The organism is Natrialba hulunbeirensis JCM 10989, assembly GCF_000337575.1.
GTDB classification, from domain to species: Archaea; Halobacteriota; Halobacteria; order Halobacteriales; family Natrialbaceae; genus Natrialba; species Natrialba hulunbeirensis.
In genome coordinates, this window is record NZ_AOIM01000012.1 from 114,914 (window position 1) to 137,628 (window position 22,715).

Consider the following 22,715-nt stretch of genomic DNA (forward strand, 5'->3'; position numbering starts at 1 on the left):
ATAAGGAAGTTGGCACGACGGGGCGCGTTGGGAGTTATCGCGGCGTTTCGCTCCCCCACTTCTGGAGTGCAGTCCTCAGTTCGGCGTGGTCCTGCGCGTACTCCTCGAGTGGGACGCCCTCGAGACTCGCGTCGGTGGCCTGTCGAAGTGCTTTCGCGCCGGCGTGGGTGCCGTCGGGGTGGCCGTGGATGCCGCCGCCGGCCTGGATGCAGATATCGGTGCCGAGCGCGTCGATGAGTCGGTCGACGACGCCGGGGTGGAGGCCGCCGGAGGCGACGGGGAGGACGGGGTCCAGCCCGTGGCAGTCGCCGTGGAGCCAGTCGTTGATCCCCGGCGTGTCCTCGTTTGCGAGTTTGCCGAGGCCGGCGGTGCCGGTGTGGATGTGGTCGACGCCGCAGAGTCGGGCGATTTGCGCGATGACACGCATCGAGACGCCGTGGTGGTCCATGCGATCGAAGGCGGCGTGCATGGCCCGGTGGGCGTGAATCGCGAGTCCGTGTTTCTCACATCGGTCGCGGACGCTCTGGACGGCCGACCAGCCACAGGTGATGATGTCGACCATCACGAAGCCCCCGCCGTGTTCGGCCACGAGGTCGACGCGCTCTACCATCTCGTTCGTCTCCGCGGTGACGTTCACGAGGTAGTCCTTTCGCTCGCCGACGTCCTCCTCAACGCGGTCACGAGCGGCGAGGCTCTCCGCGAGGCGGTCCTCGAACGGGTTGAACTCCTGGTCGGTGAGGTTCTCGTCGTCCTTCAGCAGGTCGACGCCACCGCGCCAGGCCTCTTCGCCGACGCGGACGTGAGCGTCCGTCGAGAGACCCACTTTGGGTTTCGGGACGGTGGCCAGAATCGGCCGGTCGCCCGCGTCGAGTTTCTCGCGCGCAACGCTTGTGCCGAACTGCGGGCCGGGGAACCCCGACGTAATCGACCCGGGCCACTCGCAGTCCTCGAGTCGGATCGCGTCGACGGCCTTCATGCCCATGATGTTCCCCGCGATACAGGAGAGGATCTGTGGCATGCTGCCCGCCTCGAACAGTTCCGCGGGATAGGCAACGGTGATCTCGTCGCCGTCGATTCCGCAGGCGACCGCGCCGAGATGGGTCAGTTCGTCCTCGTCGACGTGCAAGGCGGCCCAGGTGCCGTTTGAGGACTCCGAGGCGACGCGGCTCGCGGCGGCTTCCATCGACATGTCCTCGGCTGGGTCGATGGTGAAGGTACAGACGAGGTCAGTCGAATCGGGGTCGTACTCGCGGTCGAGGAAATCGTCGTACTCGATGCCAGTCATGGTAGTCCTTGACATTCATCGCGGTGACTAATAGTGTTTGCGCGGATTTCGCTGACTGAAGTCAGCTACCGGAGACGACCCATTACTCCCGTCCCACACCCCGAGACGGGATGAATCGGCAGAAAGTGACCATTCGTCCACCTGTCTGTCGCAATCTGGGCGTTAGCGGCCAGTACACTAATACGGTACGTCTCATCTCGAACGTGACAGGAAAAATTGCAAAAATTAATTAGCTGTTATAATACATTGAGAATGTGAGCGTGCATGACCGATAGTACGATCGACGACAACGCGGGGGATGGCGGCGTCGACGTCGGCGGGCACGGGACGGATCTCTTCGGTGAGATGACCGACGACGTGTTCGATGAGCCGGCAGTCGATGAGGACGAGACCAGACGACACGACAGTGAGACCGGCGACGATGGAACAGCGACGGCCGAGGAGACCGACAGCGCCGGCGAAACCAGCACTGACACCACCACTGGGACCAGCGACGGCGTCGCCGACCAGACCGCAGCTTCCGTCTTCGGCCAGCTCAAAGGCGACGACGAGTCTGCCGTCGACGACGTACTCGACGACGACAGCCCGGACGATATCATCGCGACCGCCGACGAAGAGCCTGATGAGCACCCCGACGACGACATCGAGGACCTCCTCGCAGATGAGGAGGAACTCGAGAAGCTGTTGCTCACAGGACGGACAAAAGCACAGGAGTTCCTCTGGGTCGAGACGGATGCGTCGGCGGGAGACGAAGCCGAAGCCGAAGCCGAAGACGAAGACGCGGACGCTGAATTAGAATCCGAGACGGGAACAGTGGGCGGAGCCGAGACAGCAACTGACGCACCTGCCACGGACGAATCGGTCGATGCACACGCCGACGCTGCCGACGCGCCTGCTGACTCCCCGCGAGTCGTCGACGACGGTCCGATCACGGACCGCGGTGCCGACGAGACGGGCGACGAGCGTGTTGTCGACGAATCTGCAGATACCGATCCTGACGCCGATGCCGATGCCGACGCTGGCCCCGATCGAGCCGCCGATACTGAGACAGACGACGCTGACGCCGACACCGACGCTACCGACGACACAGACACCGATGGCGTCGTCGCCCGCCTCCGCGCCACCGTCGGCAATCTCTTCTGATCGCTATCGAGTTCTAGCACGAACACGCATCGCTACTCGAGTTCCCCACTACTACGGTTCACTGGCAGCAGTAGCAGAGCAAAATCTCGAACTGAGATATCTAATTCTCGCCGCGGTGGCTGCCAGCGTCGGTTAGCTCGACTCCTTCGAAATCGCTTCCACCATGGGAAGTCGGATGTGAACCGAACAACTGCAACCGCTGTGTGGCGGTAGCACCAACTGCAATCGGTGTGGGCGGCAGTACCGTGAGCGGGCTGTGACTGATAACTGCTATCAGTTGACATCTAGAGCGAGGACCGAATACACCTTTAAGCGCAGGGATGGCGCGTGTTACCATGGGGAAAGAATACCGCACGACGCCTCACCCACCGGAAGAGCCCACAGAACAGAGCATCACTGATGCGAGCGAGTCGGTGACGGCGGTGCGACGCGGCGCCTGGGTTGCAACCTCGTCGCTGTTCGGTCTGGCGTTCCTCGTCGTCGCGCTGATGCAGGTGACGCGCCTGTTTGCGACGTCCTCACCCTACAGCGGATTCGGTGTCGTCGATGGGTTCGTGATCGGTGTCGTCGTGCTCGCATTTATTGCGGGACTGGTCATCGGCCGTCGCGAACTCGTGTCAGCATAGACCAGCAATAGTACCCAAGATCGAATTCGGGTGACTGAACCCGCAACTCTGTTTTGACGGCGGACGAGGCGTTGACGAGCGAGCGCCGAACGAGCGACAAGCGAGCGCCGAACGAGCAACGAGCGCGGTGGTCGCAGACGAGCACAAACGCAGCTTTGACACGGGGTGGGTCTCCATTGGTAGCTAATGAGTACAGACGTGGATTTGCGGGAGTTCGTCCCCGACAGCTGCGCGGACCTGCTCGAGCACACTGACGGGGAGCTGAAGTCTGCACTCCCCGAACTCGCGCGGGACAGGGGACGAATGGGGGAGGTAGACCAGGCCGTCAACGCGCTCCCGTCACATCACGAACTCCACCGCGGCGACGCGCGGGATCTGTCGATGGTGCCCGACGAGAGCATCGAACTCGTCGTTACCTCGCCGCCGTACTTCGATATCAAAGACTACGAGAACGGCACCGGCGGCGAGGATCAGTTGGGAGATATCGGGGGGTACGAGGCGTTCAACGACGAGATCGACCGTGTCTGGGAACAGTGCTACGAGAAGCTCGTCCCCGGCGGCCGTATGTGCATCGTCGTCGGCGACGTACTTCGCTCGCGAAGCGACCACGGCCGCCACCGCGTGCTCCCGCTGCACGCCACCATTCAGGAGCGCTGTACCGACATCGGCTTCGACAACCTCGCGCCGATCATCTGGTACAAGATCGGCAACTCGAGTCTCGAAGCCGGGGGCAACGCGCGCTTTCTCGGCAAACCGTACGAACCCGGTGCCGTCATCAAAAACGATATCGAGTACATCCTGCTCTTTCGCAAACCCGGCGACTACCGCTCGCCGACTGTCGCAGAGCGCATCCTGAGCTTAATCGAGGCCGACCGCCACCAGACGATGTTCCGCCAGCTCTGGACCGACATCACCGGCGAAGCACAGACCGACCACCCCGCGCCCTACCCCGCATCGCTCGCCGAACGGCTCATCCGCATGTTCTCGTTCGTCCGCGACACCGTCCTCGACCCGTTCGCCGGCTCCGGCTCGACGGCCGTCGGCGCGACCCGCTGTGGCCGGGACTCGATTTCGGTCGAACTCGAGGAGGACTACTTCGAAATCGCGAAGCGACGGGTCGAACGCGAGCGGGGGACGCTGACGAATTATCGGAACGTGTCGGTGGAGACGTTTCGGTAGCCAGAGTGGCGTCCAGACTCGCGGACGCGAGTCGAACGGGACGGCAGAACACGAAAACCGCAAAACGGAGCGTGTGCCCGCGCTCAGGCGAGGAACTCTTCGATGTGGTCTGCGACTTCTTCCGGCGTGTCGCCGACGGGGACGCCGGCGTCGTTCAGTGCCGAGATCTTGCTCTCTGCGGTGCCGGTCCCGGAGCCGGAGACGATTGCGCCGGCGTGGCCCATACGCTTTCCTGGCGGTGCCGTACGGCCGGCGATGAAGCCAGCGACCGGCGTGTCGACGTGCTCGTCGATGAACGCCGCTGCCTCTTCTTCGTCTTCGCCGCCGATCTCGCCGCACATGACGATGGCTTCCGTCTCGTCGTCGTTCTCGAAGAGTTCGAGTGCGTCGACGAAGTCGGTGCCGATGATCGGGTCGCCGCCGATACCGATGGCAGTGGTCTGCCCGATGCCGCGGTTGGTCAGGTTGTCAACGACCTGGTAGGTCAACGTCCCGGAGCGCGAGACGAGACCGACCTTCCCCTCGGAGAAGATGTTGCCGGGGAGAATACCGAGCTTTGCCTCGCCGGGCGTAATGAGGCCGGGGCAGTTCGGGCCGACGAGTCGGGTGTCGGTTTCCGAGAGACGCTTGTTGACCTTCGCCATGTCCTGGGTCGGGATGCCCTCCGTGATCGCGACGGCGAGATCGAGGTCGGAGTCGAGTGCCTCGAAGATGGCATCGCCCGCGAACGCCGGCGGGACGAAGATGACCGAGGTGTCGGCGTTCTCCTCCTCGACGGCCTCGTGGACCGTGTCGTAGACCGGCACGCCGGCGGCCTCCTGACCGCCCTTGCCGGGAACCGCACCGGCGACGACGTTGGTGCCGTACTCCATCATCTGTTCGGCGTGGAACTTGCCTTCCCCGCCCGTAATTCCCTGTACCACGACGCGCGTGTCGTCGTCGACTAGCACACTCATTATTCGTTCACCTCCTCGGCGTACGCGACGGTACGCTCGACCGCGTCCTCGAGTGTCTGTTCGACAGTCACGAGGTCTTCGTTCAGAATCTCCATGCCTTCCTCCCAGTTAGTGCCGGCGAGACGGACGACGACCGGCTTCGGGATTTCGTCGAACTGCTCGAGTGCCTCGTTGATCCCCTTGGCGACCTCGTCGCCGCGGGTGATGCCGCCGAAGATGTTGAAGACGACGCTGTCGACGTTGTCGTCGGAGAAGACCATATCAAGCGCGTTCGCGATGCGGGCTGCCTTCGCGCCACCGCCGACGTCCAAGAAGTTCGCTGGCTCGCCGCCGTAGTAGTCGACGAGGTCGAGCGTGGTCATCACGAGACCGGCACCGTTGCCGATGATACCGACGTTGCCCTCGAGTCGGACGTAGTCGAAGCCGTACTCGTCTGCCTTCTGCTCGAGTTCGTCGCCGCCGCTTGCGGCTTCTTCTTCCATTTCCGCTAACTCGGGCTGGCGGAAGAGGGCGTCTTCGTCGATGTTCATGACGGCGTCGGCTGCGATGACGTCGTCCTCAGCCGTGACCATCAGCGGGTTGATTTCGGTGTCGGAGCCGTCGCGGCTCTCCCAGAGATCGTAGAGGGTGGTGAGAACGCTCGCGACGTCGTTGGCGACGCTCTTGTCGACGCCGGCGTCGTAGACGGCCTTGCGGGCCTGGAAGGGATGCATGCCGAACGCGGGGTCGATATGCTCGCGGGCGATCGCGTCGGGGTCCTCCTCGGCGACCTCCTCGATGTTGACACCGCCCTTCGTCGAGACCATGGCGACGGGCTTGCCCTCGCCGCGGTCCATCGTGATGCCGACGTAGAGTTCGTCGGTGAAGTCGACCGCTTCCTCGACGAGAACCTGTCCGACGTGGTAGCCCTTGAGGTCCATACCAATGATGGATTCGGCGGCCTCACGGGCCTCCTCCTCGTTCTCGACGAGTTCGATCCCGCCGGCCTTGCCGCGGCCGCCGACCTGTACCTGCGCCTTGACTGCGACTGGATACCCGATCTCCTCGGCCGCGGTCAGTACACCGTCGACGTCAGAGGCGAGTTGGGACGACGGCGTGGGGACGCCGGCGTCGGCGAAGACCTGCTTCGCCTGGTACTCGTGCAGTTTCATAGCCATTCGAACGGCCGTTCTGACCTTGCTTAAATCCTGTTAGTTTCCACTCGCGGCGTGATATCTGCCTGTTACGTGGACCACGACTGTCTCGGGCACACGGCAGCACCAGCCCACACAGACCGCGGACCGAAGGGTTTGACTCCCGACGGACCCAAACGTACTCCGTGTTCACACCAGCTGTCTCGGCAGTGTCGACATCGATTCCTCGGGCGACGGCGTCCGATCCGACGACAGCCCCACCCCACCAACCCACACCCGCCACTCCCGGCGAAGGGCACCCGTGACCACCTCGACCCCCACTGACACCGACACCGACAGCGTCGACCGCTGGCGCTCGTCGCTCACGCGCGCACTCGAGTTACTCGTCCACAGCAACCTCTTCATCTCGCTGGCGACGATGAGCGTCGTCGTGACGACGGCGCTGCTCGTCGGCCTTCCCATCGAGGCGCTGCCGCTGTTCATCGTCTTCGCGGTGACGATGTTCGTCTACACCGTCAACCGACTCACCGACCTCGCGGAGGACGAAGCAAACATGCCCGACCGGGCGGCGCTAACGCGCCGATACGGCCGGCTCTGGCTCGCAGTCGGCGCTGGACTGTACCTGCTCGCGATCGTCGCCGCCGTCGCCGCCGGCGTTCCAGGCGCCGGCTACATGCTCATCCCGCTGCTCGTCGCCGCGGCGTACTCGAGTGGCCTGAAGCAAGTATTTTTGATAAAAAACATCGTCGTCGGCCTGGCCTGGGGACTGTTGCCTCTTGGGGTGGGCTACTACTATCAGCAGCTCTGGACCGTCGAGGTCCTGTTTCTGGCAGCCTACGTCACTGCGATGATCACCGTCGCAGCCGTCATCTTCGACCTCAAGGACATCACGGGGGACCGCGAGGAGGGGATTGCGACCGTGCCGAACGTCTTCGGGCCGCGTTGGACTCGCATCGGAGCGCAGGGCGCGAATATCGTGATCGCTGCAGTCGTCGTCGCACTCGTGCTAAGCGGGGTGCTCTCGAGTCGGTTCCTGGTCGTGCTCGCGATGAACGCCTACGTTGGGGCGTACATTCCGTTCGCTGAACCGGAGTACGGACCGCTATACTACGGTTTCATCGTCGACGGCGAACACATTTTTCTCGCTGCCGTCGTCGGTGTGTTCGAGCTGCTCGTCTGGTGACTATGCGTTCGGACCGGGTCCCCTAAGAGGCGTGTACTCGAGTGCTCATCGGACCGTGTACGCTTATCTGACCGTGTACTCGAGTGGAGCGTCTGCAGAAAAACAGTGGCTCAGTTCCGATCTGTCGCTGCCCAGTCGCAGTCCTGGCACTTTTGTCCCGTTACGAACTCCGTCACCGACGGCATGTAGCCAACCTCGAGGACGTTCCCACTACACTCGGGACAGTCCGTCTCGGCCTCGGAGATTTGCTCAGCCTCCATAACGGAGTCGTCTTCGATCAGTTCTGCAAGCGTCTGTGCGGTCACCATTCGACCCTGAACGACGCGATTTTCGCTCACGACTACCTATGTGAGCGCGACACTCCTAAGCGTTTTCAGCGCGTCTGAACTGTGTAAGTGATCTATCGCTGCGAGCGAGACCGCCGAGATTCCGACGGCCGGTGAGGAGATGGCGAGGATTCGCCGCCAAATATGTGCGTTTCGGTGGTAAGAGACGACTACTGACCGCTGCCTGTCACTGCGTGCACAACGGTATAAGTCCCATCGACCGTCTGTGACCGCATGGAGACACACTGGGCGACCGTCGACGGCGTTCATCTGGAACTGCCGTGTGACTGTACGGTCACAGAGCTCCGCGAGGAACTGCACAAGCCAACGGATGCGGTCCTCGTCGCAGTGACCGGTGATCTCGTATCCGTCGTCCACGACGACGAGCAGCCGCTTTCGGACTTGATTGCGGGCTGTGCGGATACGTACTACTTCTGGCGAGCCACGGAGCCAACGCGAAACGAGATTCTTGCCGCACCGGAACTCGAGCATGCGGTCGAAACAGCCACAGACCGAACAGAGGTTGGCGCAGAGACCGGGAACAAGACCAAGACCGGGACCGGGACCGAAACCGAGAGCGAGACGACGTTCCAGCGCCCCGGAATCGACAACTGAACCCGGTGCGGTTCGGCCAGTACCCTCGCTATCGCAAGAGACACGGGAGCGGTCTCGGTTCTGAAGTACGATAGTACAGTGTCCGCGGGAGACACGTCAGCGATGGTGAGCGGCAATCCTCCGGAACGACGCAGGATTCAACCAGATTTGACCGCGGTCTGTACACTTGCAGAGAGCACTGCACAGATTCCAGAAAGTCGACAGCTCCGGCTATAATCGAGGTTGCAATTCGGGCACACAAAATATGGTTACGATCACAGTCACGGGTTGCGACTAGATTCGACGGAGTAGGAGGCCCACTGCCGGAGAGAGCGGCTCTCGATCCAGTAGAAACAGTCATTACTCGGTGCTAAATGCGTGTTTCTCGTTCGAAATTCAGACAAGTCGAGATTAGTAGGGGAACGATCGAGCCGGTTTATTGTCCAACGAGGACACGTCGCTATCCGGCACAGAGCGTGTCGATAGTGCGATACCAGCGCTATCCAAGCGAACGCACACTACGGTGACAGGTACACACAATGACAGCACACCATTCCGACCGATCACACACAGTATCCAGGCGGCTCCTGATGCAGGCGACCGCACTTGCGTCTGTTTCAGGATTTGCGACAACGGCACTCGCACAGGACGGTGAAAACAACCAGATAGAACTGCTGGGCCGAACCAGCGGCTGGATCGGAAGCTCCCCCGACGACATCGCAGACGAGCGCAATCCGACGCTCGAACTCGTTGAGGGCGAGGAGTACACCCTCATCTGGGAGAACGAGGACGGAGCCGGACACAACTTCGTCATCGAGGACGAGGAGGGCGAGGAGAACTTCGTCGAAACGGATGTCGTCTCGGGCACGGGCGAGACCCAGGAAGTCGAGTTCACCGCCGAAGAAGGGATGGCCGAGTACTACTGTGCGCCCCATCCCCAGTCCATGCGCGGGGATATCGAACTCGTCGACGACGCCAACGGCGAGGAAGAAGATGTCGAAGACGAACCGGACTTCATCATCGGCGACGGTCCAACCGTCGGCCTCGAAACCGTCGCCGACGGCCTGAACGCGCCCATCGACTTGCAGTTCGCAGAGGAGGAAACCGACCGCCGATTCATCGTCGATCAGACCGGCCAGGTCTACGTCCACGGCGAGGACGGACTCGAGGAGGAGCCGTTCCTCGACATCGAAGATCGGATGGTCGAACTCGAAGGTGACTTCGACGAGCGCGGCCTGCTCGGTCTTGCCTTCCACCCGAACTTCGAGGAGAACGGCCGATTCTATGCCCGGTACAGCGCGCCGGGTGAGGAGCCAGAGTACGGCGCACCCGGTGCGGAAGTGCCGGAAGTCGTCGACCACCTCGATACACTCGCACAGTTCGAGACGGCCGACGACGACAACACGGAAGCAGATCCCGATTCCGAGGAAATCCTTCTCGAGATCCCACAGCCACAGTTCAACCACAACGCGGGTCCGATCGCGTTCGGGCCTGATGACTGTCTCTACGTTTCGACAGGTGACGGTGGTGGTGCCGGTGACAGCGACGAGGGACACGTCGACGACTGGTATCCGGAAATCGAAGGCGGCAACGGACAGGACACCGAGCATAACCTGCTCGGCGGTATTCTCCGGCTCGATGTCGACGACGACGGCGACGAGGAGCGAAACTACGGCATTCCCGACGACAACCCGCTCGTCGACTCCGAGGAGAACCTGCCGGAGTACTGGGCCTGGGGGCTGCGTAACCCGTGGGGAATGTCCTTCGAGAACGGCGAACTGCTCGCCGCGGACGTCGGGCAGGCGCTGTTCGAGATCATCAATCACGTCGAGGAAGGCGGCAACTACGGCTGGAACGTCTGGGAGGGGACCCACTGTTTCGACCCAGAGACGCCCGAAGAGCCGCCGGAAGATTGTCCGGACAGCGTCTCGGACGATCTCCCCGAGCCACGCGCCGGCGAACCGCTACTCGGCCCCGTCATCGAATACCCACAGGAAGTCGATATGGGGCGGTACGGCGACGAGGCCAACGGGGATGACGAGAACGGTGACGAGGAAGACGCCGAACGCGGGGCCGAAACCGACAACGGCGAGCGCGACCGCATCGGCACTGCGATCATCGGCGGCACGATGTATGAGGCCGGCGAGATCGACGACCTCGAGAACGCCTACGTCTTCGGTGACTGGAGTTGGGATGGCGAAGGTCCCGGCCGGATGTTCATCGCCCACCCGCCAGACGGATGGCCAAACGGTGAAAACGGTCTCGACGACGAGGACGACGCAGCCCTCGATGACGAGAACGATAACGGCGTCGAGGACGATGACGACGAGGTCGAGAACGGAACGGATGACGATGCTGCGGACGACGAAAACGGAGAGGACTTCGAGCCCGTCGATCCCGAGGGTGAAGATGCCGACGACGAGAACGAGACCGACGAGAACGGGACCGACGAAGACGGACTCGAACAGTACCACCCGCCGGACGAGGTCGACCTCTGGGACATCGAAGAACTCACCGTCGAAGGCGACGGCGAAGTCGCGGGTGACGGCATGATGGAACAGCTCGTCTACGCCTTCGGCCGCGACGCCGACGGCGAGGTCTATGTCCTTACCTCTGACACGCCGACGATCGAGGGCGAAGGATTCGTCAGCCGTATCGTGCCTGCTGACGACGAGGGTGTCGACGACGAGGGTGTCGACGACGAGGAAGAAGTCGTGGACGAGGACGACGATGAGATGGACGACGAGGAAGATGACGTCGAGGTCGACGACGATATCGAAGACGACGAAGACGAGCCAAACGGTGAGGACGTTGTAAACGGCGACGAAGACGAAGACGAGGACGAGGGTAACTGACGGGGCCCTAGAACGGGAGTTCGTCAGTTCTCCCCTGATTCGATCGACGTTTTCGAGCTATTTTTCGACGGCAAGAGAGGGAAGAACCGCGTACGCGTACGGACAGGAGTGCGAATTCGGGTATTGACTCGTGGTCCGTGACCAGGAGAGTCACGTCCGACGTGAACTACCCTACTCGCTCACGGCTGAGGCCGTTCGCTCCTTGAGGGTAGGGCTTCCTGCTTCCACGACGCGCTTTGCAGATACAGGTGTATGCGCAGGGAGCGCAGTCTCCACAGGCGTTCTTTCGGAGTGTCCCACTCCTACGTCTTCGAGGCCGCGAGAAAGGATGTTCCACGCTGCGTTCGCGTCCCTGTCCGCCTCAAACCCGCAGGCGGGACAGGAATGTTCACGGACCCACAACGGCTTCTCCGTCGAAACGCCGCAGGACGCACACTCCTTGGTCGTCCCTCTTGGGTTGACCGCGACGAAGTGCGTCCCCTCGCGCTCGCACTTGTATTCGAGCAGCGAGAGGAACGTTCGCCACGCGGCAGACGCCGTGTTGCGGCTGTTCGATGGTGACTCCATCATCCCCTTCACGTTCAGATCTTCGACCGCCACGAGATCGTATTCCCGAGCGTAATAGTTCGAGAGTTTGTGCAGGAAGTCCCGGCGCTTCCGACGGAGGTCGGCGTGACACTCCGCGACTCGCCGCCGTTGCTTCTCGTAGTTGTTCGACCCGTGCTGTTTGCGCGAGAGTTTTCGTTGCTCGCGCTCCAAGCGTTCGCGTTCGTCCGAGAGGTCGAGCGACCCGACGGTGGTGCCGTCGGTGTCGTGGGCGTACTTGAGAATCCCCACGTCGATACCGACGCACTTCTCGGGATTCTCAGGCGGTTCGGGTGGCTCACGATCCATTTCGACGCCGAACGTGGCGAACCATTCGCCCGTCGGTTCCTTCTTGACTGTGACCTGCTTGAGTTTGGCGTTGTCGGGGATGGCGCGGTGAAGCCGTATCGGTATGTCCGCGAGTTTCGAGAGGGACAGGACAGTCTGACCGCCCTTCTTGTCAAGCTTGAAGCCAGACTGACTGTACGTGAAACTACGGAACTCCCGTGGCGGCTTCCACGTGAGTTGACCGACGCCGTAGCCGTTCTCCTTGAGTTTGGAGAGGCCTTTGAGGTTGTCGAACAGGCGTTCCACGACGGTTTGGAGAACCTTCGAGTACACGTCCGAAAGGCCGTCCCACCACTTCTTGAGGTCGGGGAGTTCCGACCGAAGCGTGGTCATGGACGGCAGTTCGTCGTGTTCGTCTTGGTACTCGTTGAGACGGTAGAGCGTATGGTTGTACAGTTGCCTACAAATGTCTCGGTGGCGGTCCAACTCCTCACGGTGGGCGTCGGACGGCTTGAGACGGTACTTGTAGGCGTAGTACATGACGCTCTACTCGCGTTGGTTCTCGACGTACTGTTTCAACACATCCAGCGATACCTGCCCCGTCGAGATGAGGCAGTACGAGTCGTTCCAGAACGAGTCGCCCCACAGTTCGGTCTTCAGTTCATCTGCGTACTCGTTGCGGATACGGCGGGCGGTCGCGCCCTTGACCGTGTTGATGAACTTCACGAGGTCCGTGGTTGGTTTCGCTCGGAAGAGGATGTGTACGTGGTCGTCCTCGCCGTCGAGGTTTGTCAGTTCGACACCGTAGTTGTCCGTGAACCCGCTGATGACCTCGTGAATGAATTGGGTTCGCTCCTCAGTTAGCACTCCGCGCCGATACTTCGTGGTGAGTATCAGGTGGTAGTGCAGAGAATACGTCGAGTGCGCTCCCGAGTCGAGGTCGTACTCCATTGGGTTCGGTCAATACTATGACACCCTACTGAAAAAACATTGCTATTGCGTGGGCCTGTGGGCCTGCCACTGAATCGTGTATGAGAACTGTGCGGCGCTGTATCCCCTCCCTGCTCGCGCCTCCCATTCGGTCGGCGCTCGCTGAGGAAGGGGGCTTAGCGCCTCAATTCAGCTAAAATATATCTCACCGAAAAATCGATGGCCTGTCCTCAGCGCTGCAGCGAGAGGACAGCGAACCGGTTCCCCGGCTCGGTCCAGTCCTCACGTTCACCGCCTGCAGGTGCGGCGACGTATTGTTTCTCTTCGCCGGGGTCGTACCAGCTGATCGGTGCACCGGAGACGGCGGCACCAACGTTCCACTCGGCCAGTTCTTCGCCGGTCTCTGTGTCGAACGCCGTGAACAGGTCACGGCCGTCGCCGGCGAAGGTGATCCCAGTCGCCGTGGTCATCGAACCGCCCCACGGCGGGGTCTGCTGCCAGCTGTACCACTGCTGCCACTTCACTTCGCCGGTGAACGGATCGATACCGGCGAGCACGCCGCCGTTTTGGTTCCAGAACGGAACCTCTTCTTCTTCCATTTCTTCGATTTCTTCCTCCTCTTCCTCTTCTTCTTCCTCTTCGTCGTCTTCCTCATCCTCATCGACTGTTTCCACATCCTCTTCCTCATCCTCGACATCCTCTTCGACTTCGACGATTTCCTCGCGCGGCGTCTCGATATCCGGTTCGTCGATCTCCTCTTCCTCGCCGGGCACCCGATCCTGTCTGATCGTGTCCATGCCGATGTAGACCTCACCAGGCTCGTACTCAACCTCGAACCAGGAGAACTTCATCGGGTGGTTCACGCCCTTGACGACCATCGTCCGCGAAACTGGGTCGAAGGAACTGGTCTGTGGGTTCGTGCCGCCGCGGAGTTCCGGCATAATCCACGGCGCATCCTCCAGATCCTCGTACGGTGGCAGCGACCACATGTTGTGGTGCTGGACGTACTCCTCACTGCGCTGGTGGAGCTGTCCGGTCTCCATGTTGACCGTGTAGACCCAGCCGGTTTTGCCGGGCCACGCCGCAAACCGCGTCGGCTCGCCGTTGTGTTCCTCTTCGAAGACCAGCGCCGGACTCGGCGAGTCGTAGTCCCACCAGTCGTGTGGCGCGTCCTGATAGTGCCACTCGTACTCGCCCGTCTGGATGTCGACCGCAACCTTTCCTGCCGTGTAGGGGTTGAATCCCGGCCGAACGGTTCCATACCAGGGTCCGGGGTTCGCGGACGGGATGATGATCGTCCCGCTCTCCGGATCGAGGTTCGACGCCGCCCAGGCCGTCCCGCCGCCGTGCATCCAGGAGTCGCCGACCCACTCGTGCTCGGGCGTCATATTCACCCGCCACTCCGGCGACCCGTCCTCGACGTTGATCCCGTCGAAGAACCCGCTGACACCGAACTCACCGCCGAAGCTTCCCTTCATCAGAACGCCATCACAGATCATCGGCGGGAACGACGACGTCGTCCCGCGCGAACGCTCCCAGCGCAGTTCCTCGTGCATCCCAACGTCGGTGTCGGCGACCTCGCCGCGATACGCCGCTGCACCGTTGTAGTACCATTCCGGCTCACCGGTATAGCGATCCATCGCAAGCACGCCGAGATCCAGCGTGCTCTTGTAGATCATATCNATACGCCGCTGCACCGTTGTAGTACCATTCCGGCTCACCGGTATAGCGATCCATCGCAAGCACGCCGAGATCCAGCGTGCTCTTGTAGATCATATCACCGAGCACCGCCGGTCCACGCTCTGCCGGCGGCGTCTCGGCCGATGTCCCATCGGCGTTCTCGTAGACGTTGCGCCACAGAATCTCCCCGGTGCGGCCGTTAATCGCATACAGCCTGTCCGGTCCGATCGTCTGGTAGATGATCGGCGGATCACCTTGCACTACGAGCGGCGACCCCTGGAAGTCGTTCTCCGGCGCACCCAACTCGAGTACGTACTCGAACTCGAGTTGGTCGACGTTCTCCGGCGTGATCTGGTCTGCTGTCGTGTGGCGGTGGCCCTCGTAGTTGTTACCGAAAACGAGCCAGTTCTCGGGGTTCTGTCCGGACTCGCGGATGTCGGATTCGGTGATGTCGACTTCCGGAATCTGGTCTGTATCGTACTGTTCGACGTTGGATTCGCCGGGCATCTCGTGCCACGGCGCGTCTTCTGGGAGTTCTTCGAGGTGTGAGTCGAACGTCATTGGCTGGTCACCCCAGCTGGGGCACGCTTGTCGTCGGTGATTCGGATCACGTCGTCGAGCAGGAACTCCTGGCCGATGATCATGATCGCGCTGCTGCCGCTGATTAGGGTCGAGAGGTGTTCGTCTGCGATGGAACCCTCCGCGAGATCGTGTGCGGCGGAGCCCATGAGGTAGTAGCCGCCGAGCATGGACTTGATGTCCCAGAGCCCGCGGTCGATCATCTCCGCGGTGACCAGCACCTCGTTCGTCCAGAGGTAGTGATCGAGGCCGTCGATCCACAGCAACGACCCCTCAGCGGCCCGCTGGTGGAGTGGTGCGACGTAGTCGTAGACGACGCCGTCGTCGAGCGCCTCCGCCGGCGGGTACGCCTCCGTCGGCATCCACCACGAGAGCTGTTCGCGTGCATTGACGATGTTCGTCACGAGCGCTGCCTGCTCCTGTTCGGCGAAGCCGACTTCTGCCAGCGTGGCCGGCAGCGCATCAAGGTGGAGCAACTGCCGCGTTGTTGCCTCGATGTGTTCCGGTGTGAACGCCGGCAGCGTCTGCTCTGCGCTCGCGAAGAAGCCGACATCCGCCAGGTGCTCGTTAATCGTCCAGGCCGGTTCAGTGAGTGCCTGATACGCCTCGGACCCGGCTTCGGGAACCCCCATCGCTTCGAGTTCGGGGAGTTGCTCGAAGGACGCCGTCAACGCACCGAGTTGGTTGCTCAACAGCGTGGCGTCGAGCGAGCCTGTAAGCCCGTCACGAATACCCTGTCCCATTTCGGCCAGCCCACTTGCTGTGCCGCTCGATACCTCCGCTCTGAGGTCATGTAACGTCGCTCCCGCGATCGTCCCGCCGGCGATGACACCGAGTGCCTTCAGGAACTCGCGGCGTTCGTCGTCGCTGACCTCGCCGTAACTATACCGCTCTCTTGGATCTGTACCGTATGCCATGACACAAGAGAACGCGTGACAGACCAGCAATTAGCTGTTTCCACAGTTTCGGCTTCTGTGAGAGGTTTCTCGGCACCGCCAGAGAAACGTTACCAAATTACAGTCGTACTATCTCCGGTTTCAGTGCCTAATGACGTATTAGCCGAGCCACTCCCCGTCGTCGAAACGTCGCTACAGCAGGTCGAATCGTACAACAGGAGTTACTCGAGTTCCCCTGCAATAATTACGTGTTAGGATGACACCCGGTCAGTGCACAACCCGGGATGAACGAGCGACGAGGGAACTCGCTCCAGCCACTGTCTGGGTCCGCCACTCTGACGTTCAAGAGTCGTTCCGTTCGCAGTTGTGACGTACAGAATTCAAATCCCAGAGCGTGCGCTTTTTGCTCACTACGTTCGGAAAAATGCTCCGTCTGGGATTTGAACCCAGGTCATCGGCTCGAAAGGCCGAAATGATTGGCCGGACTACACCAACGGAGCGTGTCTCGTACGCACTCTCTGCTTGCCGAGGGTTAATAAAAAACGTTCCGTTCCGTTCCCGTCGTGGCACGTGCTGACGTACACAGCGAGTGCGCGCTATTCCAACGTCCACATACGCCCGATTTCAGCCACCTGAGCGTTCGAGGCACGATCTCACTACACCCCATCCGTCGGTCACTCTTCTCTCGCCTTGGCAACTCCACCCAATCGCCTCACGGTCTCCTGGCTCACTCCGCTCTCTGATCGAGCGTCCCGTACTCGAGTTCGAGTACCGACTCGATCGTCGGGGCCACGGCCGTCGCGTCGATGGCGTCGACGCCACTGAGATCGACATCGCGTGCGGCGGGGCCGCCCAGGGCGTAACAGCCGTAGGCGGATTCGTCGACGCGGCCGTGAGAACCGCTTACTTTCGTTGGATCGAGCGAAACGAGTCCGTCGTCGCCGAAGAACAGTTCACAGGGGTCGAAGCCGGGCTTGTCGTGGATGTCCATGTCGGTGGCGTACGGCGGTGCGTTGTCGTGGTCCGTCCACCAGTAGTACTGGAACCAGGCCTCCGGCTCCGCGACGAGGACGAAGTCACCCGCGTTCGGGTGGTCGATCCCCCACTTGGCCTTCTCGGCGTCGTCGATGATGGTGGCGACGCCGTCGAGGTCGGCGAGCAGGTTGCGGGCCGACTCGAGTGCGTTGCCGTTCGTGTCGTCGTCTGTCCTCCGGTCTGCTGTCTTCCCGCCCGCGTAGACGTGCGCGATCTGATGATCCACCATCGCGAACGCCGCGGAGTTTGGAATGTCGGCGTCACCGTCCGCGTCCGTCTCGAGAAGCCCCGCCTCGCGAAGCGCCCGATTTGGGAATACTGGCTGCTCTACGTCGTGGAAGCCGTACTCGCTCAAGAGATTGATAGCGGTCTCCTCCCACCGGTCGGTCTCCGAGAGGAAGTCGAGAAACTCTCCGAGCATCTCGTCGACCGTCTCGAGTTCCGTGTCGAACGCGTCGGAACTCGGGCCGTCGCTCTGGCCAACGTAGTCCAGATGGGGGACGTACACCCAGAGCAGGTCGGGGTCGAAGCGCTCGACTGCCTCACGCGCTGCGGCGAGGATCCACTGGCTGCCCTCCTCGTTCGCGCCGGGTCCCCAGTAGTTGTGCAGCGGGAAGTGGGCGTACTCCGCCTGGAGGTCGTCGTAGAACCCGTCGGGGTTCGTCCAGCAGTTCATTTCGATCAGGTTGTTGTCCTCGTCCTCGATGGGCGAGGGCGTCACGGCCACGTCGGCGGTCGTCCCGATCAGGTGCTGGAAGAATAACACGCCGGTCGTCAACCCGGCCCCGCTCGCAGTCTCCCAGATACGATTCCGATCCGCACGGTCGCGCTCCCAGAACTCGGCGGCCCGGCGCTCGCGGTCGAACTCACCGCTAGAGACATCGCCGTGCTCGCTCGGACCGGTTCCGGTCGCGAGGGTCGTCTGCGCTGGCACCGTCAGTGCGGGAAATGGCGGTCGAAGGTCCGTCACGCGCACGTCCGGAAAGAGCGAGTGCAGCGTCGGCGTCCGCTCGGCGTCGATGTGCTGGGGCTGGAGTCCGACGACATCGAGGACGATGAGTCGACCTGTGGAGTCGATCGTTGCGGAGTCGAACTCGAGTGCGTCGCGTCCGGTGCTGTCGGTACTGGCGGTGTCGTGGCTTTCGGTGTGGTCAGTCATGCGTCAGTATCGCTGTGGCGTCTCGCGTAGTCGTACAGCCAGTGCAACTGCTTCGAGAAGTCGTGTTCGTCGACCCCGAGCGGGGCCTTGAAGAACGAGGCGAGCTGGGGCTGGAGACCACCATCGCCGTACTCGTCGGCGTGTGAAATCAACCGAACCAGATCGAGCACGAGCGGCGCGGCCAGCGCCGAGTCCGATCCCTCCCAGGTGAACTGCATCGTCATTTCGGTGTTCAGAAAGCCCTCGAAGTGGATGTAGTCCCAGGCCGTCTTCCAGTCCGCGAGCGACGGCGTGTAGTCGATTCGGACCCGATTGTGACCGATCTCCGGAAGGATCGACTCGAGTACGTCGCCCTTGCTCGCGAGTTTACCGGCGGCGTTTTGCTCGTCCTCGAGGACGAGGCCGTCCTTGTTTCCGAGGATGTTGTGACCCTCCCAGGAGAGGACGTTCAGGTTCCGGCCGGCGAACATGGGTGCGAGTGCGGATTTGACGAGCGTTTCACCGGTTTTGGCGTCGCGGCCGACGTGGGGGACGCCGCGGTCGGCAGCGAGTTCCTGCATCCCACCGAGTGCGTTGCCCGTGCTCGGCGTGAAGTTGACGAAGGGATGGCCGGCGTCGATAGCGGCGTAGGCGTAGAGAACGCTTGCGGGCAGGTCACGGTCGTCGTTGTCGAGTGCCTCTTCCAGTGCGTCGCGGGTGTCGTACTGGTCGGCTGTGGGGAGTTCCGGCTCCGTGGACGCGACGTTGACGACGACGAGCCGGTCGAGATCGTGTGCGCTGTGGAACGATTCGTAGTCGTCGCGGATCTGGCCGAGAACGGTCCGCATCGAGAGCGATTCGTCGAGCTGTTCGCTCTCGTCGGTCACCGCAGCCCCGCAGTTGATCGCCGTCCCGACTTCGATACGCTCGTCGACGGCAGCGAGGTCGTCGCGGACGCCCGTGAGGGTTGCCTCGTCGGGAACGCCGTTTCGCTCGCACTGGCGTTCAGCCTGCTCGACGAGCGAGGTCGGATCGATGTCGTGCCCACCGAAGACGAATTCCTCGACGGGTGGTAACTCGAGTGCCGAGACTGGCTCGCGCTCGGTGACCATGCCGGTCGTATCTGTGTGTCCGGCGGCGATGGCCCGTGCGCCGACGATGGCCATCGTCGCGACGTTTCCACGCGCGCCGACGAGCCAGACGCCGGTCCGATCTCCGGCGAGCGAGTCGGTCGAGTCGGCTGCGTGAGGCGAGTCAGCGCTCATCGGCCATCACGAGCGCAGTGGATAGGTTGGTGGAGGCCGTCGGCGCTCGGAGCGCTCGGCCTCGACTGTCGCGCGATCGCGCCAGGGGTCGTCGCGGGCGTCTGCGCGTGTTCACTCATCCGGAAGCCATCCGTCCGGGACGGCTTTTGTTATGCCCGTCGTAGCACGCGTAACACGTGTTTGGCCGAGACTAACGCGACATTCCCCGCGAGTCGGACGACCGTCGTTCAGGCACAATATGAGATTAGCCGCGTGAACAACCGGCATTCCAAAAGCGAACGATTGCCGTACTCCGGGGCATGCGCATTATCGACCCCCACATGCACATGGTGTCGCGCGCGGCCGACGACTACAAGCGGGCGCGACGCGCAGGCATCGAGTGCTGTATCGAGCCGGCATTCTGGAGCGGACAGGACAAACAGCACGCGGGCGCGTTCTTCGATTACTTCGAGCAGATCATTGAACACGAGACCGACCGGGCCGAGCGGACGGCGAACATGGACCACTACGTGACGATCGGCCTCGAGCCCAAGGAGGCGAACTACCGGGAGATGGCCGAGGAGGTCCTCGAACGCATTCCGGAGTATCTCGACCGCGATCCAGTGGTCGGCGTCGGTGAGATCGGTTTCGACCAGGTCACCGACGACGAGGAGTGGGCCTTCCGTGAGCAACTCGAGATCGCCGAGGATCGCGAACTGCCCGTCATCGTCCACACGCCCCACACCGACAAGCCGGCCGGCACCGAACGTATCGCCGAGATCATCGAGGAGATGGGCGTCACCCAGGACCGGATCATCATCGACCACAACACTGAGAACACGATCGACATCGCCGCACAGACTGACTGCTGGATCGGTTTCACCCTCTATCCCGGCAAGATCGAAGCCGACGCCGCGATCGACCTGCTAGAAGAGTACGGCACCGACAACATGATCTTCAACAGCGCCGCTGACTGGGACCCGTCCGACCCGCTTGCGGTTCCCAAGGCACGCGACAAGATGTTAGACCGCGGCTGGGACCGCGAGGAGGTCCGCAAAGTAGTCTTCGAGAACCCCTACGAGTTCTTCGACCAGTCGCCGAACTTCGACTACGAGGCTTAATCTATGCAGTTTGGCTTCTCTACGAACGCCTTCCGCGAGTACGAACTCACCGACGCGATCGAGGAACTCGCTGACGCGGGCTACGACGGCGTGGAGATCCTGCTCGACGAACCGCACCTCTACCCGCCGAACGCGTCCGAGCAGGAAGTCGACCGCGTCCGTACCGTTCTGGCGGACAACGACATCGCAATTAGCAACGGGAACGCGTTCATGCTGACCGCGATCGAGGACTTCCACCATCCCTCGTTCATCGAACCCGATGCGGACTACCGCCGCGAGCGAGTCGACTACACGCTCGCCGCACTCGAGACCGCCGCCGACCTGGACATCCCACACATCTCGATCGAACCCGGCGGGCCGATCCCCGAGGAGAAATCCCGCGAGTGGGCGATGGAGACATTCATCGACGGCCTCGAGGAGGTCGCCGCCCGGGCTGAGGATGTCGGCGTCGACGTCCTCATCGAACCCGAACCCGACCTGCTGATCGAGACCTCCGAGGAGTTCCTCGACCTTCTCGAGCGCGTCGACTCGGACCGGATCAGGTGCAACTTCGACGCCGGCCACTTCTACTGCGTCGACGAGGATCCCGCCGCGCTGGTCGCGGACCTCCACGAGTACACGCCACACTACCACCTGGAGGACATTCCGGAAGATCGGACGCACGAACACACACAGCTCGGCGACGGCGCGATGGACATCGACGGCTTCCTCGGCGAACTCGACGACCGCGGCTACGACGGCTTCGTCACGATCGAACTCTACCCCTACGAGGAGACCGCGGTCGAAACGGCCCGCGACGCGATGGCGTATCTCGAGGAACACGGGTGGGCGTAGGTGGTCGGTGGGGGCGTTGACGGCAGCAGCGACAGCGGTGCAGGCGGTGAGCGCTCCGACGCTGTCACCTTGAGCGCGACGGGCACCGCTGATACCACGGATACCACGGGCACCACGGATGCCCCGGACACCGCTGGCACCGACTCGCTCCGTGACACCCTCGTCGCCGTCGCCGAACTCGTCCGCGTTCCGAATCTCTTCACCGCACCCCCCGACGTGATTCTCGGTGCGGCGCTCGTCTCGATTGCCGGCGCGCCACTCTCACTTCCGGCCATCGGTGGACTCGCCGTTGCCTCCATCTTACTCTACGCCGCCGGAACGACGCTCAACGACGCGTTCGACGCGCCAGTAGACGCACGCGAACGACCCGACCGGCCGATCCCCTCGGGTCGTATCTCGCAACGTGGCGCGTTCGGATTCGGAGCCGGCCTGTTGCTTGCCGCCGTCGCCGTCGCGTTCGTCGCGTCGGGCGCTCCCGGTGCTATCGTCGCAGCACTGCTCGCTGCCGCGATCGTCGCCTACGACGGTCCGCTCAAGGACACCGGTGTCGGCTTCCTCGCGATGGGCGCGACCCGCGGCCTGAACGTCGTTCTCGGCACAACCGCCGCGACGGCCGGGTTCATTCTCCCCGAGTTCGGACCGGCGCTGCTCGCCGTCCCTGCGATCGTAGTCGTCTACATCGCCGCTGTCACCTTCATGGCCGCCCGCGAAACCCAGGGCCAGAATCGCCCTGCAATCGCCGTTGCCGCCGCGGGCGCGCTCGCCGCGCTCCTCGTGCTCGGGTGGGTACTCGTGAGCGTGGGGCCGACGGTACTCGAGTTCGCCCTCGCGCTCGGCTTCGCCGTGCTCTTTTGCTGGTGGGTAGGCAGGCCGCTTCGCGCGGCGTACGCGGATCAGGTGCCGGAGACTGTCGGCCCCGCAGTCGGAGCCTGCGTGCTCGGCCTCGTACTGCTCGACGCAGCCTTCGCAGCGGTCGCTGGGGTCTGGTGGGGGATTGCTGTGGCTGTGTTTCTCGTGCCGGCGGTGGGGCTGTCGCGGGTGTTCGACGTCACGTAGTCCTCGAGATCGAGAAGGAGAGAATTAGCGTGGAGAACGGTGGGTTTGA

Annotated in this window: 20 protein-coding genes and 1 tRNA gene; 9 read left to right on the plus strand and 12 right to left on the minus strand. The window is 62.5% G+C overall.

Translation table 11 applies throughout. From position 1 onward, the window contains the following. Nucleotides 1-34: 34 nt before the first annotated feature. Nucleotides 35-1,285, minus strand: coding sequence for a type III ribulose-bisphosphate carboxylase (gene rbcL / locus C483_RS03590; RefSeq protein ID WP_006651990.1), 1,251 nt, complete (start codon nucleotides 1,283-1,285; stop codon nucleotides 35-37). A gap of 264 nt (nucleotides 1,286-1,549) precedes the next feature. On the opposite strand from rbcL, the gene C483_RS03595 reads away from it, so the two are divergent. The 3 genes from C483_RS03595 (at nucleotide 1,550) to C483_RS03605 (ending at nucleotide 4,233) form a co-directional block, all read left to right on the plus strand. Beyond that, nucleotides 1,550-2,428 (plus strand): hypothetical protein, encoded by an 879-nt coding sequence (locus C483_RS03595; protein ID WP_006651991.1) that lies wholly within the window; start codon nucleotides 1,550-1,552, stop codon nucleotides 2,426-2,428. A gap of 335 nt (nucleotides 2,429-2,763) precedes the next feature. Beyond that, nucleotides 2,764-3,054, plus strand: coding sequence for a hypothetical protein (locus tag C483_RS03600; protein WP_049912408.1), 291 nt, complete (start codon nucleotides 2,764-2,766; stop codon nucleotides 3,052-3,054). A gap of 186 nt (nucleotides 3,055-3,240) precedes the next feature. Beyond that, on the plus strand, nucleotides 3,241-4,233 hold the full coding sequence (locus tag C483_RS03605) for a DNA-methyltransferase (protein ID WP_006651993.1): 993 nt from the start codon (nucleotides 3,241-3,243) through the stop codon (nucleotides 4,231-4,233). Nucleotides 4,234-4,316: 83 nt separating this feature from the next. On the opposite strand, the gene sucD is transcribed toward C483_RS03605, so the two are convergent. Further along, complete coding sequence (gene sucD, locus C483_RS03610; protein ID WP_006651994.1) at nucleotides 4,317-5,189, minus strand: succinate--CoA ligase subunit alpha; 873 nt, start codon at nucleotides 5,187-5,189, stop codon at nucleotides 4,317-4,319. Then, complete coding sequence (gene sucC / locus C483_RS03615; protein WP_006651995.1) at nucleotides 5,189-6,340, minus strand: ADP-forming succinate--CoA ligase subunit beta; 1,152 nt, start codon at nucleotides 6,338-6,340, stop codon at nucleotides 5,189-5,191. The genes sucD and sucC overlap by 1 nt, the downstream gene beginning before the upstream one ends. Before the next feature lie 283 nt (nucleotides 6,341-6,623). Here sucC and C483_RS03620 point away from each other — a divergent pair, with 283 nt between their 5' ends. Further along, nucleotides 6,624-7,505: a UbiA family prenyltransferase gene (locus C483_RS03620; protein WP_006651996.1), complete on the plus strand. Its 882-nt coding sequence runs from the start codon at nucleotides 6,624-6,626 to the stop codon at nucleotides 7,503-7,505. A 110-nt stretch (nucleotides 7,506-7,615) separates the two neighbouring features. On the opposite strand, the gene C483_RS03625 is transcribed toward C483_RS03620, so the two are convergent. Then, entirely contained in the window at nucleotides 7,616-7,843 is a 228-nt protein-coding gene (locus C483_RS03625) for a DUF5795 family protein (RefSeq protein ID WP_006651997.1), read from the minus strand. Nucleotides 7,844-8,065: 222 nt separating this feature from the next. Between C483_RS03625 and C483_RS03630 the strand changes: the two genes are divergently transcribed. Continuing rightward, complete coding sequence (locus tag C483_RS03630) at nucleotides 8,066-8,446, plus strand: hypothetical protein (RefSeq protein ID WP_006651998.1); 381 nt, start codon at nucleotides 8,066-8,068, stop codon at nucleotides 8,444-8,446. Nucleotides 8,447-9,015: 569 nt separating this feature from the next. Next, complete coding sequence (locus tag C483_RS03635) at nucleotides 9,016-11,280, plus strand: PQQ-dependent sugar dehydrogenase (protein WP_006651999.1); 2,265 nt, start codon at nucleotides 9,016-9,018, stop codon at nucleotides 11,278-11,280. A gap of 171 nt (nucleotides 11,281-11,451) precedes the next feature. On the opposite strand, the gene C483_RS03640 is transcribed toward C483_RS03635, so the two are convergent. The 8 genes from C483_RS03640 to C483_RS03670 all read right to left on the minus strand — a co-directional run bounded on the left by C483_RS03640 (nucleotide 11,452) and on the right by C483_RS03670 (nucleotide 19,676). Then, entirely contained in the window at nucleotides 11,452-12,693 is a 1,242-nt protein-coding gene (locus C483_RS03640) for an RNA-guided endonuclease InsQ/TnpB family protein (RefSeq protein WP_006652000.1), read from the minus strand. Between the two features lie 6 nt (nucleotides 12,694-12,699). Next, a complete protein-coding gene (gene tnpA, locus C483_RS03645; protein WP_006652001.1) occupies nucleotides 12,700-13,104 on the minus strand; it encodes an IS200/IS605-like element ISHmu6 family transposase in 405 nt (134 codons plus the stop codon). A 209-nt stretch (nucleotides 13,105-13,313) separates the two neighbouring features. Continuing rightward, nucleotides 13,314-14,762 carry a dehydrogenase gene (locus C483_RS03650; RefSeq protein WP_394295576.1) on the minus strand — a complete coding sequence of 483 codons (1,449 nt, stop codon included), beginning with the start codon at nucleotides 14,760-14,762 and terminating at the stop codon, nucleotides 13,314-13,316. After that, on the minus strand, nucleotides 14,704-15,324 hold the full coding sequence (locus C483_RS21220; protein ID WP_394295577.1) for an outer membrane protein assembly factor BamB family protein: 621 nt from the start codon (nucleotides 15,322-15,324) through the stop codon (nucleotides 14,704-14,706). Before C483_RS21220 ends, C483_RS03650 begins: the two co-directional genes overlap by 59 nt. After that, a complete protein-coding gene (locus C483_RS03655; protein ID WP_006652002.1) occupies nucleotides 15,321-16,259 on the minus strand; it encodes a hypothetical protein in 939 nt (312 codons plus the stop codon). Before C483_RS03655 ends, C483_RS21220 begins: the two co-directional genes overlap by 4 nt. Nucleotides 16,260-16,663: 404 nt before the next feature. Then, nucleotides 16,664-16,738 (minus strand) — tRNA-Glu (locus C483_RS03660). Nucleotides 16,739-16,965: 227 nt separating this feature from the next. After that, the gene (locus tag C483_RS03665; protein ID WP_006652003.1) at nucleotides 16,966-18,432 is read right to left on the minus strand and encodes an alkaline phosphatase family protein; all 1,467 of its coding nucleotides are present in this window, start codon (nucleotides 18,430-18,432) and stop codon (nucleotides 16,966-16,968) included. Then, a complete protein-coding gene (locus tag C483_RS03670; RefSeq protein WP_006652004.1) occupies nucleotides 18,429-19,676 on the minus strand; it encodes an inositol-3-phosphate synthase in 1,248 nt (415 codons plus the stop codon). The genes C483_RS03665 and C483_RS03670 overlap by 4 nt, the downstream gene beginning before the upstream one ends. 299 nt (nucleotides 19,677-19,975) lie before the next feature. Between C483_RS03670 and C483_RS03675 the strand changes: the two genes are divergently transcribed. Genes C483_RS03675 through C483_RS03685 form a run of 3 tightly spaced genes read left to right on the plus strand, consistent with a single transcriptional unit; the run spans nucleotide 19,976 to nucleotide 22,666 of the window. Further along, nucleotides 19,976-20,776 (plus strand): TatD family hydrolase, encoded by an 801-nt coding sequence (locus C483_RS03675; RefSeq protein ID WP_006652005.1) that lies wholly within the window; start codon nucleotides 19,976-19,978, stop codon nucleotides 20,774-20,776. 3 nt (nucleotides 20,777-20,779) lie between these two features. Next, complete coding sequence (locus C483_RS03680; protein WP_006652006.1) at nucleotides 20,780-21,610, plus strand: sugar phosphate isomerase/epimerase family protein; 831 nt, start codon at nucleotides 20,780-20,782, stop codon at nucleotides 21,608-21,610. After that, nucleotides 21,611-22,666: a UbiA family prenyltransferase gene (locus C483_RS03685; RefSeq protein WP_006652007.1), complete on the plus strand. Its 1,056-nt coding sequence runs from the start codon at nucleotides 21,611-21,613 to the stop codon at nucleotides 22,664-22,666. It begins immediately after the preceding gene. The last annotated feature ends 49 nt before the right edge of the window (nucleotides 22,667-22,715 follow it).